This window comes from Microcoleus sp. LAD1_D3 (assembly GCF_036702135.1).
GTDB lineage: Bacteria > Cyanobacteriota > Cyanobacteriia > Cyanobacteriales > Microcoleaceae > Microcoleus.
On the sequence record NZ_JAUBSB010000002.1, the window covers coordinates 97,833 to 115,499 of the forward strand.

Below are 17,667 nucleotides of genomic sequence, written 5' to 3' on the forward strand. Positions count from 1 at the left end.
GTTTTTGTAAGGGCGATTAAAATCGCCGACTACGATCGACTCCGAGCGAGTAAGATATTAACCAAACATTCGAGTTTCCACAAATTCTTGAACCCGGGCTAAATGACTGGACAAACTCACTAATATGTTTTCAATCCTCTCAATATTTGACAATTCCACCCCTGTTGCTTCAGATTGAAAGCCTCGCGCTTGATGCTCCAATTGTGTTGCCAAATCCGACATCAGAGCAACTCCCACATTAGCCGAAGTTCCCTTGAGACGGTGTGCTTGATATTCCACAGCTTGCCAATCTTTAGCTTCTACGGCTATTTTGGCAGCAGCTACATCAGCTTGCGCGTCTGCCACAAAAGCTTGCAAAAGTCGTTCTGGCAATTTAATATTAACTCGTCCGAGTTGCTCCAATCTGCTCTTGTCGAACAGTCCGTCGTAGTCTCTATGTTCCCAAGTTTGAAGTGCGATCGCCCTTGGTGCCGGCCCAGCCACAACCTGCGCTTTTTCCACAACTTCTGTATAATTTGTTGCTAATTGAGATTTATTTTCCGAATTAATACTTTTAACTCCATACTTATTTTCCCCGTCAACGTTTCGGGCTTCATACTTTTTCAGAGCCGCCGCCAAAGCATCTAAATCTACAGGTTTGCTGAGATAATCGTCCATCCCCGCCGCCAGACACTTTTCTCGTTCCCCCGGCATAGCATGAGCAGTTAAAGCCATCACAACAGTATGCCGATCGCTTCCTTCGATTTGCCTTAACTTTTGTGCCGTTTTATAACCGTCAAGTACCGGCATTTGACAGTCCATCAGCACTAAATCATAGCTTTTTTTTGCCAGCAAATCCAGCGCTTCTTGACCGTTGACCACGCAGTCAGCCTGATAGCCTAAAACTGCCAACTGTTCGACAAGAACTTGTTGATTGATCGGGTGGTCTTCCGCCACCAAAATTTTCAGGGGTGACGGCGAATTGGGAGTAATATATTGAGAATCAACTGCTGGCAACTTGCAAGTATTAGCAGCCTCCAATCTCCCAAAATCTCCTGTTCCCTTCACCTGCGCCAGCAAAGTTTTAAGCAGGCGGCTTGGCCGCACCGGCTCGATCAAATATCCGTTAAAACCCCGACTGCAAAGCGCTTCAGCCTTCGGCTGTTCTCGTAAAGCAGTCATGGCGATTAACAATCCAACTGTCGAGGTCGATCGCACTTTCCTAGCAAATTCCTCCCCATTCAACTCCGGCATTTGCAAGTCCACAAGCACCACATCCCAGCTTTTTCCCGCCTGCCCTGAATGCTGAGAAATCCCGCCCTGGGCATTTTTTAACCACCTCAAAGCCTCAGCAGCAGTTTCTGCCTCATCGCAGCGGGCGCCCCAACTTTGAGCGATCGATCGCACCGCTGCCCTCCTCAAAGCACTTCCAGAGACTACTAACAGTTTCTTGCCCACAAGTTCGGGTTCATTAGGCTCAACTTGTAACTGTTTTTCCAAAGGTACAGCAAACCAAAAAGTCGCACCGCTGCCTAGCAAACTACGAACTCCAATGTCGCCTCCCATCATCTCCACTAACTGCTTGGAAATAGCCAAACCCAAACCCGTCCCGCCGTAAGGTCTAGTAGGAGAATCGTCTACCTGAGAAAAAGATTGGAACAGCTTTGTTTGCCCTTCGGCCGAAATTCCAATGCCAGTATCCCGCACCGAAAATAGCAATCTTGCCCCTTGTCTACCCTCTGCCAGTCGGTTGCCCTGTTTCACCGTTACGTGAATTAGAACTTGACCGCGATCGGTAAATTTTATGGCATTACCCGTCAAATTCAGCAAAACTTGCTTCAATCTGCCTGAGTCCCCCACCAACTTTCTGGGCACTGAACTGTCCACTAAAATATTCAATTCAATACCTTTTTCTTCAGCCAAATGCGCTATGATTTCTATCACCGACTCAACGCAGTTATCCAAATCAAAATCAGACTTTTCCAGCCGCATTTCTCCAGCTTCAATTTTAGAGAAATCGAGGATATCATTAATAACGTTCAGCAAATGTTCAGCACTGCGGTAAATAGTCTGAGCGCAGTCCCGCTGTTTCGATTCCAGTGGAGCGCGCAGCAGCAATTGAGCCATTGCCAAAACCCCATTCATCGGAGTGCGAATTTCGTGACTCATGTTCGCCAAGAATTGTGACTTCACCCGGCTAGCTTCTAAGGCAGTTTCCCGCGCTTCCACCAACTCATTAATCTTGTCGGCAACCATCACAATTCCCCCTACTTTACCGTCGGGATTGTACCAAGGGTGAGCGGCCCAGCGCAGGTAAATAACAGAGCCGTCTGCTCGTTCCCAAGCATCTTCGCTCACAGAAACTACCTCACCTCTCAGCACTTGTTGATACATTACTTTCCAGCGATTCGGGGTATCTGGAAACAATTCGTAATGACTGAGGTTAGTCAGCGACTGCCACTCAAAATTAAATTGAGTCAGCCATTTGTGCGAGTTAGCTAAATAGCGCATTTCCGTATCGAACATCGCCATTGCTACCGGCACGCAAGTAATAATTTGTTTCAGTTGCTGCCGTTCCCTTTCCAGAGCATATTCTGCCTGTTTCCGCTCAGTAATGTCGCTAATCATGCCGGCCATTCGCAGCGCTTTTCCTTGGGAATTGCGCTGAGCTTTTCCCTGAGAAGTGCAGTAGCGGTAAACACCGTTCGAGTGTAGTAGCCGGAATTCTACATTATAGTTTATTTCTTGTTCCAAGTGAGCGGCGAGCGCCGCGACGATTCCCTCCTTGTCATCGGGGTGCAGACGGTTGTATAGAGCTTCCATCGTGCTGCCAAATTCCTCCCGCGACAAACCAATAATTTCCAAAAGGCGATCGTTCCAATAAACCTCATTTTTACTTAAATCCCAATCCCAAATTCCGTCGTTCACTCCCTCTAACACTAACCTGTATCGTTCCTCACTTTCCTTGAGCTTTTGACTGGTATGAAACGCTTGATATTCGGCGCTGTAAACGCGCATCGCATTGTACAAACTGCGAGATAAACTATCGGGAGAAAGCTTGTTTTTAGCGATATAATCAGAAGCTCCGGCCTTCATCAATTCCACAGCAATTTGTTCGTCGCCTTGACCTGTGAGTACAATTAAGGGAACTTTCAGCCCAGCTTCTCGTAGATTTTTTACCAAACTCAGCCCGTCTCCGTCGGGCAATCCGTAGTCGAGGAATACGCAGTCAAATTTGCACTCAAATATTTGATTTAATAGCAGCCCCTTTTCTGTCTCCTCAACCTCGCTTAAGGGTTGAGATTTATTGTATTTGGAGAGTGTTGCGGTAGCCTGAGTAGAATTTTTGCTGACCGAGAGTTGGGCCAGGGCATCCGCGCAGTCTTCTGCTTCAGTAACTTCTGCCGAAACACCAGCGGACTTGAGCGAGCGTTTGATCGCCATTCGATCGACTGCATCGTCATCTACTATCAGAATTGTGAGAATTTTGTCCATAACAATCGAATTGTGGATTACTCCGAAAAATCTGCTGTCTGAAAAAAGGAATTAAAACAACTGCATCGCTGAAAAATCACAAAGCCACATAAAAAAAAATTTTTTCTATTAAAATTTCCCTGTTTTAGGGAATTTCGCTCAGCATCCAGTATCTGTTTAGGGTAGCCATCACTTCCACAAAATTAGAAAAAGTCACAGGTTTAAGAATATAACCCGCTACATTCAAATTATAAGCTTTTACTTTATCTCTATCTTCATTAGAAGTTGTGAGGACGATTACCGGAATCGACCTCAAACATTCATCCAGTCGCAATTCTTGCAAAAACTCGATCCCGCTCATTCTCGGCATATTCAAGTCCAGCAAAATCAACCGGCGCGCTTGAGGCATCGGAGGGTCTATTTTTCCTTCCCCACGCAATATGGCTAGAGCTTCTAATCCATTGGCAGCAATGAAGAGGGGGTTGACGATGTTATTTTTTTTGAAAGCTCGCCGGACGTTCATCACATCAACCTCATCATCTTCTACCAAGAGAATATGAATTTTTTTGTCTTGCATAAATCAGCCATTTTATAGATGTTTTTTAAGCGCCCGTCTCGTTGGCGAGGTTTAGGCAGCACGGATCGCGAACCCAGCAGGTCTCATCTCTATTTTCCTTTGTAAAGAATCATTTATGCCTCACCCATCACGGTATCTACCTGTAGGGGTACTTGCCGGTCAGGGACATAAGCGGGGCAGCCGAGATCCAAAAACTCGCCAATAACGCCCGATCGAGCTACTGTAAAATCTAAAACTCATCTACCTTATTATTAATCGCCATGTCAGCCGATCGCAAACTCTACGAAGGCAAAGCCAAAATCCTCTACTCCACCGAAGACAGCGAAATTTTGCTGACCCACTTCAAAGACGACGCCACAGCCTTTAACGCCCAGAAACGCGGCAGCATCGTCGGCAAAGGCGAAATCAACTGCGCCGTATCCGCCCACCTGTTTCGGATGCTAGAAGCCAAAGGCATTGCCACCCACTTCATCGACACGCCGGCCCCCAACCAAATGCGAGTCTGTCGCGTCCAAATCTTGCCATTAGAAGTCGTAGTCAGAAACATTGCCGCCGGCAGTCTTTGCAAGCAAACCGGACTCGCTCTCGGCACAATTGTCAATCCGCCGCTGGTGGAGTTTTATTACAAAAACGACGATTTGGGAGACCCACTGCTGACCCGCGACCGACTGCTGCTAATGCAGCTAGCCACCCCCGAACAAGTAGACCAACTAGAAATCGCCGCCCGCGAAATTAACGAAATACTCAAGGAATTTTTCAGCCAGTGTGGCATCACTCTAGTAGACTTCAAACTAGAATTCGGTATCGACCAACATCAAAATCTGATTCTCGCTGACGAAATCAGTCCCGACACTTGCCGCCTCTGGGACAACGCAGAAGCCGACCCCGATGCCCGTGTGATGGACAAAGACCGATTCCGCCGCGACTTAGGATCGGTAGAAACCGCTTACCAGCAAGTTCTCCAACGGGTTCTCGCTCAGAAAGTCTAGAGGCCTTGGTAATGCGCTACAATTGCACAGTTTGTCACGGACATTCAGCACTCAGCAGTCAACAGTTAGCAGTCAGCGGCAAATTCAACCGACTCAATAACTAATGACTAATGACTAATGACTGATGACTGATGACTGATGGCTAATGTGGTGTGTGGATTGCCTAAAAAAGTGAACAAAAATGCGTTTATCTGCTGTATTGGTGGCAGTTTTTACTGCCTCAGCAACATTCGGGTTATCAAATTCTGCAAGCGGCCAAACATCCTACTCTGAATCAGCAGAGGAAACTTTGGCTGCCGTTACCCCCGTTGATTCGATCGAACTACCCGATCGCCCCATTCCAGAATTAACCCAAAACCCTCCTCAAAATCGCAAAGCCCCTAAAACCAGCAAAGCCGAAGCTCTAACAATAGCTGCGGCCCCTGCCAGAGGAGCACCCAACGAACCCCCAGACCGATTCACAGACACGCCCTCCCCGGTTTCGCCTTCGAGCCTTCAACTCAAACCCGAGCTAGCATCCAACCCCTCCCCCGCCTCTAGCAGCCAAAACGCCCTGCACGGGCGATCGCCACAGGGCAGCTCGCTCCCCCCCGATGTATCGGCTGTAACGCCCGCCTGGATCGCAGCAGAGCTAGGGAAACCAGAGGAATCAGGGACGATCGCTCAAAACGCCCAAGTTCCGACAATACCGGCCCCGACCAGGCCGCCCGCTAACACCGTTCCCCAATTGCCCTCTGCCCCGGCACCGCAGCCGAGACAAACCCCCGCACCCGCTGGGGCTGCCGAACCGCAAGTGCTAGTTGCAGAAGTTACAGTAACCGGGGCGACGGAAGACCTGGAAAGCGAAATTTACCGAGTCATCAGCACCCAACCGGGACGCACGACCAACCGCAGCCAACTGCAACAAGACATCAACGCCATTTTTGCCACGGGCTTTTTCAGAAACGTGCGCGCAGTACCCGAAGACACCCCGTTGGGCGTCCGGGTGACTTTTATTGTGCAGCCAAACCCAGTGCTGCGGGGAGTGACAATCACCGGTCAGCAAGTGCTGCCCCAAAGCGTAATTGACGAAAGCTTCCGCGATCAATACGGCAAAATTCTCAACCTCCGCCGCTTTGAGGAGGGAGTGAAAAAAATTAATGCGTGGTATCAAGAGAACGGCTATGTTTTGGGCCAAATCACTGATGCCCCGCAAGTAGCAGACGACGGCACTGTCACCCTGGTAGTGGCAGAAGGCCAGATCGAATCCGTTGATGTCCGCTTCCTGAACAAGGAGGGAGAGGCAACAGATGCCACGGGTCAGCCGATCGGAGGCAACACCCGTCAATTTGTCATCACCCGCGAAGTAGAACTTAAGCCCGGAGACATCTTTAACCGCACAAAGGCGGAAAGGGACTTGAGGCGGGTGTTTGGTTTGGGAATTTTTGAAGACGTGCGACTTGCCTTGGAACCGGGAACGACTGACCCCCGCAAGGCAAGAGTAATTGTCAACGTCATCGAGAAAAATACCGGTTCTCTGGCGGCGGGTGCGGGTTTGAGTTCCGCGACGGGGTTGTTCGGTACGGTGAGTTACCAGCAGCAAAACTTGAGAGGTAGGAACCAGAAATTGGGGGCTGAAGTACAAATCGGGGAACGCCAAACGCTGTTTGACCTGAGTTTTACTGACCCCTGGATTGCGGGCGATCCTTACCGGACTTCTTACACGATTAATGCGTTTAGAAGACGATCGATCAGCGTGATTTTTGACGGCGGGGAACGGGAAGTCAGATTGCCCAACGACGATCGACCCCGCATCGTCCGCACCGGTGCCGGTATCAATTTCACCCGTCCCCTGTCGCGCAATCCTTTTGCCGATTCTGAGTGGACTGCTTCAGTCGGCTTGCAGTACCAGCGAGTCTCAATTACTGATCGCAAAGGCAGGCGCGAGTCCGAGGACGAACTTGGCAACCTGTTAAGTTTTAGCGATTCCGGCTCTGACGACTTGACAACACTGCAAGCAGGTGTTGTGCGCGATCGGCGCAACGACCCCCTCCGCCCGACTAGCGGTTCCCTGCTCCGGTTTGGGATGGAACAATCGATTCCTGTAGGTTCCGGCAGCATCCTGTTAAACCGCCTGCGGGCCAGCTACAGCTTGTACCTACCAGTCCAGTACACTAACTTTGCCGCCGGCCCTCAAACCCTGGCATTCAGTTTTAGAGGCGGCACCGTATTCGGAGATTTGCCTCCCTACGAAGCGTTTGCCTTGGGCGGCGCCAACTCGGTGCGCGGATACGACGAAGGCGACATGGGAGCCGGCCGCAGCTTCCTAGAAGCCAGCGTTGAGTACCGTTTCCCGATTATTTCCTTTCTCGGCGGAGCGCTATTTTTGGATGCTGGCACCGACTTGGGCACGGGCGAAGATGTCCCGGGCGACCCTGCCGGTATCCGCGGAAAGCCGGGTAGCGGTTACGGTTACGGCCTCGGCGTGCGGATTCAATCTCCTTTAGGGCCGATCCGGATCGATTACGGTATCAACGACACTGGCGACAATCAAATTCACTTTGGGATTGGTGAGCGATTCTAAGTTGACAGTTGAGAGTTGAGAGTTGAGAGTTGGCAGTTGACAGTTGGCAGTTGACAGTTGGCAGTTGAGAGTTGACAGTTGAGAGTTGACTACTAACTAATGACTAATGACTATTCACACCCTAAAATCTGAATTTGAACTGTCGGGAATCGGTTTGCACAGCGGCACACAAACTCGCGTCCGAGTTTTGCCTGCGGAGGTTGGGGAAGGCCGCTATTTTGTCAGAATAGACTTGCCTGGTGCTCCGAGAATTCCTGCAAAAATTGAGGCGGTTTGTCAGACGGCACTTTCAACGGAACTCGCAGGTATAGATGCTCAAATTCGCACTGTAGAGCATCTATTAGCCGCTTTGGCGGGGATGGGAGCGGATAATGCTCGAATTGAGGTTGATGGGCCGGAAGTGCCTCTGCTGGACGGTTCAGCCCAGGTTTGGGTAGAGGCGATCGCCCATACCGGCTTAGTTCCTCAAGAATCGAAGCAAGGCCCCACTTCCTCCTTCGTCCTAGAACAGCCTATTTGGGTGCGTCACGGGGATGCTTTTGCAGCGGCTTTACCGTCAGCCGAAACTCGATTTAGTTACGGAATTGATTTTGAGGAACAGGCGATCGGCAATCAATGGTACAGTTGGTCGCCAGAGGCAGAAAGTTTTGCGACGGCGATCGCCCCAGCCCGCACTTTTGGACTTGCTCGCCAAGTTGACCAATTGCGACAAGCAGGTTTGATCAAAGGTGGTACCCTAGAAAACGCCCTAGTTTGCGATCGATCCGGCTGGCTCAACCCGCCCTTGAGATTTGCCAACGAACCGGTGCGCCATAAAATCCTAGACTTAGTAGGCGACCTCAGTCTGCTCGGAACTTGGCCACAAGCTCACTACTTGGCTTATAAAGCCAGTCACAACCTGCACGTCCAACTCGCCCAAGCCCTGAAATCGGAAGCTCTAGCTACCCTAGATAAAAGTTAGGAAAAAACAGGTTATCTGTTATCTGTTAAGATTGCATCTTCCTTCTTCCTTTTTCCTTCTTCCTTCTGCCATACCACACTCAAAAGTCTTCAAGCAATGTCTACGCTGACTGAAGTTAACACCCTCAATACTGCTAATTCTGAATCCGTCCCCACCGAAAACGGTGAGGATTCTCCAGCGGTTCAATCTACTTTTACTCTCGAAGAAGTTCAAAAATTATTGCCTCATCGCTATCCTTTTGCACTGGTTGACAAGATTGTTGATTACGTGCCGTCCGAGAAGGCTGTAGGAATTAAAAATGTGACTTTCAACGAACCGCATTTTCAAGGGCATTTTCCCGGACGGCCGATTATGCCGGGAGTATTAATTGTCGAAGCGATGGCTCAAGTTGGCGGTATTGTTCTAGCTCAGTTGCCCGACATCAAGCAAGGATTGTGGATGTTTACCGGAATTGATCAAGTCAAGTTCCGTCGTCAGGTTGTACCGGGCGATCAGTTGCGGATGACTGTAGAATTGCTGTGGGTAAAACGCCGCCGCTTCGCAAAAATGCAGGCTCTGGCTGAAGTAGACGGACAAAAAGTTTGTGAAGGAGAATTGACGTTTTCGATGGTAGATTAAATTGGGTAATTGGTAACTGGTAATTGGTAATTTATAACTAAGAACAGCCAACAGACAACAGCCAACAGTCAACTGACAACGGACAACAGCCAACTGACAACTGACAACTGAAAAATGCTTACTTTGATTCACCCAACTGCTGTGATTCATCCCGGTGCTGAACTTCACCCGACTGTAGAAGTGGGAGCTTATGCTGTAATTGGGGAAAGAGTGAAAATCGGGCCGGATACTAAGATTGGTGCCCATGCAATTATCGACGGGCTAACAGAAATAGGCGCTCGCAATCAAATTTTCCCCGGTGCGGCGATTGGTTTGGAACCTCAAGATTTGAAATACGAGGGCTCTCCGACTAGGGTGAAAATTGGCGACAGCAATCAGATTCGGGAATACGTGACAATCAACCGCGCTACTGGAGCGGGGGAAAGCACGACAATTGGCAATCATAATTTATTAATGGCTTATGTTCATGTTGGTCACAATTGCGCGATCGCCGATCGAGTAATTATCGCAAATGCTGTAGCCTTAGCCGGACACGTTAAAATCGAGTCTCAAGCCCGCTTGAGCGGTGTTTTGGGCGTTCACCAGTTTGTCCAAATCGGCCGCTTGTCTATGGTGGGCGGCTTGAGCAGGATCGATCGAGACGTACCTCCTTATATGCTAGTCGAGGGGAATCCTTCGAGAGTGCGAGCAATCAACAAAATAGGCCTCGAACGCGCCGGTTTTACCCCAGAAGATTTGCTAGTTTTGAAGAAAACTTTTCGTATTCTATACCATTCTGGCTACACTCTAAATCAAGCTTTGGAACAGTTGGATTTGTTGCCGGAAAACCCCCACTTGCAGCACCTGCAGAGATTTGTGCAGCAGTCTATTACTAAAGGGCGGCGCGGTTTGATTCCTGGCAAAAAGTGAATCAGGTAGAATAAACCTAGGAACTAAGCGACTGTTTGGCTATGAATGTATATACTTCAGTCAAATCTACATCCCCTGAAACAGAACAAGATGGCTGCATCAGGTTCTCAGATGTTAGTTGGGAGCAATTTGAAGCTATAGAAGCAGCTTTTAAAGATTTCAGAGGTGTGAAATTTTTCTATCTCGATCGACTACTGCAAATTATGACTGTCTCGCCCGAACACGAAATAATCAAGAAAACTCTCTGTATGCTGCTAGAGGCATATATGAGAGCAAATGGGATTCGATTTTACGCCAAGGGCGGGCCGACTTTGGGTAACAAAGAATTAGGCGGTAGAAAAGAGCCAGATGATTCCTATGATATAGGAACCCAAAAAATAGTCCCAGATATTGCTATTGAAGTGGTAATTACCAGTGGCGGGATAAATACTCTAGAATTCTACAAAAGATTGGGTGTTCGGGAAGTCTGGTTTTGGCAAAATAGTCAGTTATCTCTCTATTACTTAACAGGTGAAAATTATGAGCAGATTGCCCGGAGTACATTCCTTCCCGCTCTGGACTTAGAATTACTGCTACGCTGTGCTAATATGCCCGATCAATATGATGCTGTTACCGAGTTATTAGCAAACATCTCACCTGTATAAAGTCAGAATATGAAAATTTTTATCAGCACTGGTGAGGTTTCTGGGGATTTGCAAGGATCTTTGTTAATTGCAGCGTTAAAACGTCACGCTGTCGCCGCCGGTTTGGAGTTAGAAATAATAGGATTGGGCGGCCCTCGTATGGCGGAAGCTGGTGCTACTATTTTAGGGGATACTGTAGGCATTGGTTCTATGGGCCTTATAGAATCAGTGCCGTATATTTGGCCAACGATCAAAGTTCAGCAAAAAGCTAAACAATATCTCAAAAACTTCCGCCCCGATGCTGTTGTATTGATTGATTATTTGACTCCCAATCTCGGTATTGGCAGCTATATCCGCCGCAGTTTGCCTGATTTGCCAGTGGTTTGGTACATCGCACCTCAAGAATGGGTTTGGTCGATTTCTCGTCGCAATACTGATCTGATTGTCAATATTTGCGACCAACTTTTGGCAATTTTCCCAGAGGAAGCTTGTTATTATCGAGAAAAAGGAGCCGAAGTGAGTTGGGTTGGTCATCCTTTGGTGGATAGAATGCAATCTGCGCCCAGCCGGGAAGTTGCCCGCAAAAGTTTGGGAATTGTGCCGGAACAGGTGTCGATCGCCCTAATTCCCGCTTCCAGACACCAAGAACTCAAGTACCTGATGCCGGTCATATTTGAGGCAGCTCAAATTATTCAAGCTAAATTGCCGGAAGTTCATTTTTGGATTCCGCTTTCTCAACAAGCTTTCCGCAGCAAAATCGAACAGGCGATCGAGAATTACGGTTTGCGGGCTACTTTGTTAGAAAATCAAACTCTGGAAATCTTGGCTGCTGCCGATTTGGCGATCGCTAAATCTGGTACTGTTAATCTGGAGCTAGCTTTGCTCGACGTTCCCCAAGTTGTCGCCTACCGCGTCAGTCCGATTACGGCGATTATTGCTCGCCACGTCCTGAAATTTTCGATTCCTTTTATGTCTCCGCCCAATTTGGTGCAAATGAAGCCGATCGTCCCGGAGTTGCTGCAAGACGACGCTACTGCGGAAAATATAGTGAACCATGCACTGGAATTGCTGCAAAATGCCGATCGACGCCAGCAAACTTTGGCGGGTTATCGGGAAATGCGGGAAAGTCTCGGAGATGTGGGTGTGTGCGATCGGGCCGCTGTGGAAATAATGAAAAATGTCAAATTAAATACAGCAAATTAAAGCAACTTTGTTATTGAAATGTTATGCCAAGCAATCGGAAAAAGCGACCGATCGCTGTTGATTTATTTGCAGGCGCGGGCGGCATGACACTCGGCTTTGAACAAGCAGGTTTTGACGTACTTGCCTCAGTCGAAATAGACCCAATTCACTGCGCCACACACCAGTTTAATTTCCCGATGTGTTCTATTTTGTGCAAAGATGTCACAGCGCTTACGGGCTCAGAAATTCGGAAAAAATCGGCGATCGGACGGCGCGAGATAGACGTAGTAATCAGCGGTTCGCCCTGTCAAGGATTCTCCATGATGGGCAAGCGCGATGTGGACGACCCACGAAATTCTTTAATTTTTCACTTTCAGCGCTTAGTTTTGGAGCTAAAACCCAAGTTTTTTGTAATGGAAAATGTGCCGGGAATTACATCAGGGGAACACAAAGAACTCCTGAATGTTTTAATTAGCTCTTTTCTGAAACGTGGCTATAAAGTAGAAGAAAATTATCAAGTTCTCAACGCTGTTCACTATGGAGTGCCGCAAGCTCGCAAACGATTGTTTTTGATTGGGTGCAAAGAAGGTTATGAGCTACCCAAATACCCTCAGCAAACTACTATACTGCCCAAAATTAAAATTCCTAAACGCTATAAAAAAATTAATTTACCTGCTGTCCCGACAGTTTGGGATGCGATTGGAGATTTGCCGGAAGTGGAAAAGTACAGCGAGTTGCTGCACCGAGATTGGGTAATGGCGGAGTACGGAAAGTGCAGCACTTATGCGAGTATAATGCGCGGAATTGATGGTTTGGATGATGATTATTCCTACGATCGCGAGTACGATCGACAAATCCTCTCTTGTAGTTTGCGAACTAAACATTCTCAGGAATGTATGGAAAGGTTTCATGCTGCCAAACACGGCGAAAAAGAGCCGATCAGCCGTTTTTACAAGCTTCACCCCGACGGAGTTTGCAACACTCTCAGGGCGGGAACCGACAGGGCTAGGGGGGCCTATACTTCGCCGAGACCGATTCACCCGATCGCCCCTCGGTGCATTACAGTCAGAGAAGCTGCGCGGCTGCATTCCTATCCTGACTGGTTTAGATTTCACGTCACAAAATGGCACGGTTTTCGCCAAGTCGGAAATTCTGTACCACCGCTATTGGCGAAAGCTGTAGCAGCGCAGATTATTAGGGCTTTGGGCCTGCAAGCAATTAAGCCGAGTCTCAAGTTGACCTGGGGAGATGATTCGTTGCTTAAACTGAATTGGTCGGAAGCAGAACAATATTATCTAAAAAGTTAAGAATTAGATTTATAGCGTATATGCAGGGCTACCCCCAATTAAGCGCGGGTTTAGCGTCCCCTGTATCAGTGAACACACTTCGATGACCAGCACAAGATGTCCTGGGTAGTTAAACAAACCGGGAATGTATTCCGGCGCGCTGTGCAGTTTTTTCAAGGTAAAAGTGGGAACTATTTCGACTACTGGCCTGCAATCCAAGGCGTAGCGTCCTATACATAAAATAGCAAAATAAGCATCTGGATATCAGAGGAAATTTGAGATTGTGAAAGTCTGCCGGAAAACATTTTGATAAATTTCGCTGAGTTTTGCAACAATTAGGAGTCTTTTGGACTTCTAGAGCTATTGTGTAAAAAGTGTATTTTCAGGAGACTCAAATACTATGGGTTGGTTTAAAAGACTGTTCGGACTCGAAAAGCCTGCACCCCAGGCTGAACCGATGGCACAAGTAGTACAGCAAGCAGCCCAAGCGCAATCCATCGCTCCTGCTAAAGTCGGCCCAGACGGAAATTTTGACGAAAGCGGCCTCGCGAAGCGGGTTGCTTTAGCTTTTGACGGCGATCCAGAAGTTGCTGATATCGAGACTGTTTATGTGGCTCAGCTCAGCGGCACGGTGGTTCTCAAAGGTCAAGTTCCCAGTCAGGAAATTCTCGACAAGTTGGTGGCGATCGCTTCTGCTGAAGAAGGTGCTGCAGGCGTGCAAACCGATCAGGTGACAGTTGGCTAGTTCTTCGGAACCGAAGCAGTTTCGCTCCGGGTGCTGCTCGAATTAGTCAAAAACTCGATTAAACCCGCTGCGGCGGGTTTTTTCTTGCCGCTTCCCCCTCAAAAAATTAATTTTTGTAAATTTAACGGATTACTGTTAAAAAACAGTATAATTGAATACAGAAACTAAAAAAGTTTTAGCCAAGAAAACCCAAGCTGACCTGACTGCCCTTTTTATCTCCATACATATAAGGATCAAAAAATATGAAACTCACTTATCGCGGCGCAAACTACGAGTACGACATTCCGACAGTTGATATGATCGAAGGCGAAGTCGCGGGCAAATACCGGGGCCAAAACTGGAACTATCGGTATCCGCGACACATTCCCAACCCCAAAAAATACGGCGGCACAAACTATACCAAAAAGCGAGATGCTCAAGCTGGCGATCGGGATGTCGCAGCAGCTAGCGCCTCAGCGACGGTGGAATATTACCCAACAGTTGTGGAAGTGGCGCAAGTCCACCAGGCGAATATTTGCAATATTCTCGATCGTAGAAAGCAAGCAGCCAAAGCCAATGGCGATGAAAGACTGCTGCGCTTGCTAGAAATTGAGTCGAGACAGATGGTGTGTTAGAGAAAAAGCTTCAGAAAACAAAGCGTTTGTAAAGAGGGGGGGAATCGAGTTAAGCTCAATTTCCCCCCTCTTCCCATAAAGCAATTTTTAGCTAAGTGAAGTACAAATAAACTGAGATATTGCACCATTCTCAATAATCATTTTTTGGGCGGGCTAGAAGCCCAACCCCTACTCCCCACAAGAAAATCTACTCTTTGTGGAACAGGCATCTTGCCTGTTCATAAAAGGCTAATTGAGAATGGTGCAACATATAAAAGAATAAACCAGTTTCTGTCACCCCTTGACACAAACCACCTGCTTCAGCGTCGCCACAACTTCCACCAAATCCGACTGCTGACTCATCACCTCATCAATCGGCTTATAAGCCCCCGGAATTTCATCTAAAAATTGCTCATCTTTGCGGCACTCAACCCCCTCAGTCTGGCGCACAAAATCATCGAGAGTAAATACATTTTTCGCTTGAGTTCGAGACATCAATCGCCCCGCACCGTGACTGCAACTACAGTAACTTTCAGCATTTCCCTTCCCCTTAACAATGAAAGACTTCGCCCCCATCGAGCCCGGGATAATCCCGTAATCCTCTACATCCGCGCGCACGGCACCCTTGCGAGTCACATACACATCTTCGCCAAAATGCACTTCTTTTTCCGCGTAATTGTGGTGGCAATTCACCTCTAATAACGGCTTAACAGATTTGCCGCCCGCGACGTGCTTTTCCACAATCCGCTTAAACCGATTCATCATCACATCGCGATTAAAACGAGCATAATCTTGCGCCCACTGCAAATCGTGCCAGTAAGCCGCAAACTCCCGCGTACCCGCTACAAAATAAGCCAAATCTTTGTCAGCCAGATTAATTTCTGCCAGTTTAGCTAAATCTTTAGCAGTCTCGATATGCTGCTGTGCGAGCAAATTTCCAATGCCGCGAGAACCAGAGTGCAGCATCAGCCAAACAAAGTTTTCAGTATCAACGCAAACCTCAATAAAATGATTACCCCCGCCGAGGGAACCCATTTGTTTTAAGGCTTTATTGTTTTGATGCTGCACGCCTTGATGAAGTTCCTTAAACTCGCCCCATCCTTGCCAGTTGGTGACAGTTGTTTCTACTTCTTTGTTTTCGGAAAATCCGACGGGAATGGCGGCTTCGATATCGAGGCGAATTTGTTTGAGTTTGCCTTCTAATTTGTTGGCGGTGAAAGGCATTTTGATAGCAATTACGCCACAACCAATATCAACTCCGACAGCAGCCGGAATAATCGCTTCTTTTGTAGCAATTACTGAACCGACTAAAGCGCCTTTTCCTAAATGTACGTCGGGCATTAGTGCGACGTGTTTGAATACAAATGGCAAAGATGCTACGTTTGCGGTCATCTTGGTTTCTTTTTCGCCCAGGGCGTGATTTGCCCAAGATAGGACTGGTTTTGGGGCTGATATGTCTAATTTTTCGTAGGGCATTTTTATGGAGATTTATTTTGCTTATTGCTGTGTAGTACATATTGTAGTATCAATAATTGATGATGTCAAATGCACCTTACTGGCTGATTTTATTAGGGTGCGTCAGCTTAACATCAAATGGAGGAGTGATATTGTTTGTGAGTCCGACAGTCCGACAGGGAATGAATTCCCTGTCTCATAGCAAAAGTCCTCTGAAAGAGGACTAAAATCGATCGCACTTCCCGTCAAAATCTCCAGTCGGTTTTAACCGACTTTCGCTATGAGGCAGGGGTTGAAACCCCTGTCGGATTGTGGGAAAGCGAGTGAAAAGCTAACACGGCACAAGAAGCGTTTTGTATTGAAAATCCTTAAGAAATGCCTAAAGATTGAATGAATAATTTACTGTAGGGTGCGGATTGTTGTACCTTCGCCAGCGAACCAAACAGCTCTTTTCCCCCGAAGATAACTAATGTCTTCTGTTTAGAGTCAGGTTCTTGACTCGGCAGTTGTGAGTGAACCGACACAATGCTATCTGAATCAAAACGATAGAAATGGTGCAAATCACCGCAAAGCTGTTCTTTAAGATCCTTAAGAGTAGGATAAAGTTCTTTACACGGACGCGGTTCGTGACCGATTAAAATAAGTTCATCTGATATCTCCATTTTGTCAATATCGATGAGGTACATTCTCCCATTACCAGTATTAATTAGAACGCGCTCGTCCGATAGGTAGCACATATGATACCCAAAACCGTCATCCGCATCAGGCCAAGGCCATTCGCATATTCCAATTAGATTGCAGTCAGGAAAACTTAATCGGCTGAGTTGTCGTTCACAACTATTTAGAACTAAAAATTCGCCACCAGCAGGATGAAATTCTGGGGGCCCTGTTACATCGGGAAACGGAATCTCCACGCCGTGAATTGTCACACCATCATCATAAAGCCAGTAGATTTGCTGTCCGTTCTGACCGGAAGCAGCCCAAAGAGCTAAAATTTGATTTTCTGGGTGCGGGCAAAACGAAAAGGTACTGCCACCAAAAGGGTCTTTGAGCAAAAACTTTCCCTGGATTTGCCATGAATTGGTATCGCGAATTTGAATTTCGACTTCCTCGAACCCAATTACTTTCATGCACCAAAAACGCACGCCGTCTGTCTCAAACCAGCAGTCCTGAAATCCATTATCGTTATACAAATATGAAACTTTAACAGGAGGGTTAGGTAGCTGTTCTTCAAAAACTAGCTGGTTTTCTGCTGTCACAATTGCTAAGTGATTGCCATTTGCCATAATTGCTGCCAGCAAATCGCCTTTGGGACTAATGGCTAAACAGCTAATTTCGTCGGGAAGCTGGTATTCGTATTTTGGCGACAAGTTGCGATCGACTAAAGTGACTTTTTTGCGATCGCCACTGACAATCGTCGCCCACTCGGAATTAATGGGTTGATTTATATATGAGAACGACCAGTCAATTTGTTTTTCATGTTTTGGTAAAATTAGCATAAAGATATTTCAGCGTAAATAAGCTCTATTTTAACTGAAATCTTGCAGCATTTATCGTAGGGTGCGTCAGTCGGGAATTTCTTTGGGGAGTCAGAGACTGTTTACTGACGCACCTTACCGACTAATTATCGGCGCGTCAACTTAACATCAAATGCAGTACCAGTATTGTTGGTAAGTCCGACAGCCCGACAGGGAATGAATTCCCTGTCTCATA

General features: G+C 47.4%; 14 protein-coding genes. 10 read left to right on the top strand and 4 right to left on the bottom strand.

The window, feature by feature from the left end; translation table 11 throughout:
- Positions 1-57: 57 nt before the first annotated feature.
- Together QUA74_RS01370 and QUA74_RS01375 are read right to left on the bottom strand one after the other, a co-directional pair.
- Positions 58-3,474 (bottom strand): response regulator, encoded by a 3,417-nt coding sequence (locus QUA74_RS01370; RefSeq protein WP_333324271.1) that lies wholly within the window; start codon positions 3,472-3,474, stop codon positions 58-60.
- Positions 3,475-3,598: 124 nt separating this feature from the next.
- Complete coding sequence (locus tag QUA74_RS01375) at positions 3,599-4,030, bottom strand: response regulator (RefSeq protein ID WP_333324273.1); 432 nt, start codon at positions 4,028-4,030, stop codon at positions 3,599-3,601.
- 260 nt (positions 4,031-4,290) lie between these two features.
- On the opposite strand from QUA74_RS01375, the gene purC reads away from it, so the two are divergent.
- From purC to QUA74_RS01425, 10 genes are all read left to right on the top strand, one after another.
- Entirely contained in the window at positions 4,291-5,019 is a 729-nt protein-coding gene (purC, locus tag QUA74_RS01380; protein WP_333324275.1) for a phosphoribosylaminoimidazolesuccinocarboxamide synthase, read from the top strand.
- Positions 5,020-5,200: 181 nt separating this feature from the next.
- The gene (locus tag QUA74_RS01385) at positions 5,201-7,582 is read left to right on the top strand and encodes a BamA/TamA family outer membrane protein (protein ID WP_333324277.1); all 2,382 of its coding nucleotides are present in this window, start codon (positions 5,201-5,203) and stop codon (positions 7,580-7,582) included.
- Between the two features lie 106 nt (positions 7,583-7,688).
- Positions 7,689-8,543: a UDP-3-O-acyl-N-acetylglucosamine deacetylase gene (gene lpxC / locus QUA74_RS01390; protein WP_333324279.1), complete on the top strand. Its 855-nt coding sequence runs from the start codon at positions 7,689-7,691 to the stop codon at positions 8,541-8,543.
- Positions 8,544-8,639: 96 nt separating this feature from the next.
- The gene (gene fabZ / locus QUA74_RS01395; protein WP_333324281.1) at positions 8,640-9,161 is read left to right on the top strand and encodes a 3-hydroxyacyl-ACP dehydratase FabZ; all 522 of its coding nucleotides are present in this window, start codon (positions 8,640-8,642) and stop codon (positions 9,159-9,161) included.
- Positions 9,162-9,275: 114 nt separating this feature from the next.
- On the top strand, positions 9,276-10,070 hold the full coding sequence (gene lpxA / locus QUA74_RS01400; protein ID WP_333324283.1) for an acyl-ACP--UDP-N-acetylglucosamine O-acyltransferase: 795 nt from the start codon (positions 9,276-9,278) through the stop codon (positions 10,068-10,070).
- 41 nt (positions 10,071-10,111) lie between these two features.
- Entirely contained in the window at positions 10,112-10,714 is a 603-nt protein-coding gene (locus tag QUA74_RS01405) for a Uma2 family endonuclease (RefSeq protein ID WP_333324285.1), read from the top strand.
- Between the two features lie 9 nt (positions 10,715-10,723).
- A complete protein-coding gene (gene lpxB, locus QUA74_RS01410) occupies positions 10,724-11,896 on the top strand; it encodes a lipid-A-disaccharide synthase (RefSeq protein ID WP_333324287.1) in 1,173 nt (390 codons plus the stop codon).
- 23 nt (positions 11,897-11,919) lie between these two features.
- Entirely contained in the window at positions 11,920-13,182 is a 1,263-nt protein-coding gene (locus QUA74_RS01415; RefSeq protein WP_333324289.1) for a DNA cytosine methyltransferase, read from the top strand.
- A gap of 379 nt (positions 13,183-13,561) precedes the next feature.
- The gene (locus QUA74_RS01420) at positions 13,562-13,906 is read left to right on the top strand and encodes a BON domain-containing protein (protein ID WP_333140664.1); all 345 of its coding nucleotides are present in this window, start codon (positions 13,562-13,564) and stop codon (positions 13,904-13,906) included.
- Between the two features lie 242 nt (positions 13,907-14,148).
- Positions 14,149-14,520: a DUF4278 domain-containing protein gene (locus QUA74_RS01425; RefSeq protein ID WP_333324291.1), complete on the top strand. Its 372-nt coding sequence runs from the start codon at positions 14,149-14,151 to the stop codon at positions 14,518-14,520.
- Between the two features lie 273 nt (positions 14,521-14,793).
- Here the strand turns inward: QUA74_RS01425 and QUA74_RS01430 are convergent, their stop codons facing one another.
- Together QUA74_RS01430 and QUA74_RS01435 are read right to left on the bottom strand one after the other, a co-directional pair.
- Entirely contained in the window at positions 14,794-15,975 is a 1,182-nt protein-coding gene (locus tag QUA74_RS01430) for an RtcB family protein (RefSeq protein WP_333324293.1), read from the bottom strand.
- A gap of 347 nt (positions 15,976-16,322) precedes the next feature.
- The gene (locus tag QUA74_RS01435; protein WP_333324295.1) at positions 16,323-17,453 is read right to left on the bottom strand and encodes a hypothetical protein; all 1,131 of its coding nucleotides are present in this window, start codon (positions 17,451-17,453) and stop codon (positions 16,323-16,325) included.
- Positions 17,454-17,667: the final 214 nt, after the last annotated feature.

What these genes read in the sequence shown, in the direction of transcription:
- QUA74_RS01370 (WP_333324271.1), bottom strand. Translation starts at nt 3,474, where the DNA reads ATGGACAAAATTCTCACAATTCTGATAGTAGATGACGATGCAGTCGAT.
- QUA74_RS01375 (WP_333324273.1), bottom strand. Translation starts at nt 4,030, where the DNA reads ATGCAAGACAAAAAAATTCATATTCTCTTGGTAGAAGATGATGAGGTT.
- purC (WP_333324275.1), top strand. Translation starts at nt 4,291, where the DNA reads ATGTCAGCCGATCGCAAACTCTACGAAGGCAAAGCCAAAATCCTCTAC.
- QUA74_RS01385 (WP_333324277.1), top strand. Translation starts at nt 5,201, where the DNA reads ATGCGTTTATCTGCTGTATTGGTGGCAGTTTTTACTGCCTCAGCAACA.
- lpxC (WP_333324279.1), top strand. Translation starts at nt 7,689, where the DNA reads ATGACTATTCACACCCTAAAATCTGAATTTGAACTGTCGGGAATCGGT.
- fabZ (WP_333324281.1), top strand. Translation starts at nt 8,640, where the DNA reads ATGTCTACGCTGACTGAAGTTAACACCCTCAATACTGCTAATTCTGAA.
- lpxA (WP_333324283.1), top strand. Translation starts at nt 9,276, where the DNA reads ATGCTTACTTTGATTCACCCAACTGCTGTGATTCATCCCGGTGCTGAA.
- QUA74_RS01405 (WP_333324285.1), top strand. Translation starts at nt 10,112, where the DNA reads ATGAATGTATATACTTCAGTCAAATCTACATCCCCTGAAACAGAACAA.
- lpxB (WP_333324287.1), top strand. Translation starts at nt 10,724, where the DNA reads ATGAAAATTTTTATCAGCACTGGTGAGGTTTCTGGGGATTTGCAAGGA.
- QUA74_RS01415 (WP_333324289.1), top strand. Translation starts at nt 11,920, where the DNA reads ATGCCAAGCAATCGGAAAAAGCGACCGATCGCTGTTGATTTATTTGCA.
- QUA74_RS01420 (WP_333140664.1), top strand. Translation starts at nt 13,562, where the DNA reads ATGGGTTGGTTTAAAAGACTGTTCGGACTCGAAAAGCCTGCACCCCAG.
- QUA74_RS01425 (WP_333324291.1), top strand. Translation starts at nt 14,149, where the DNA reads ATGAAACTCACTTATCGCGGCGCAAACTACGAGTACGACATTCCGACA.
- QUA74_RS01430 (WP_333324293.1), bottom strand. Translation starts at nt 15,975, where the DNA reads ATGCCCTACGAAAAATTAGACATATCAGCCCCAAAACCAGTCCTATCT.
- QUA74_RS01435 (WP_333324295.1), bottom strand. Translation starts at nt 17,453, where the DNA reads ATGCTAATTTTACCAAAACATGAAAAACAAATTGACTGGTCGTTCTCA.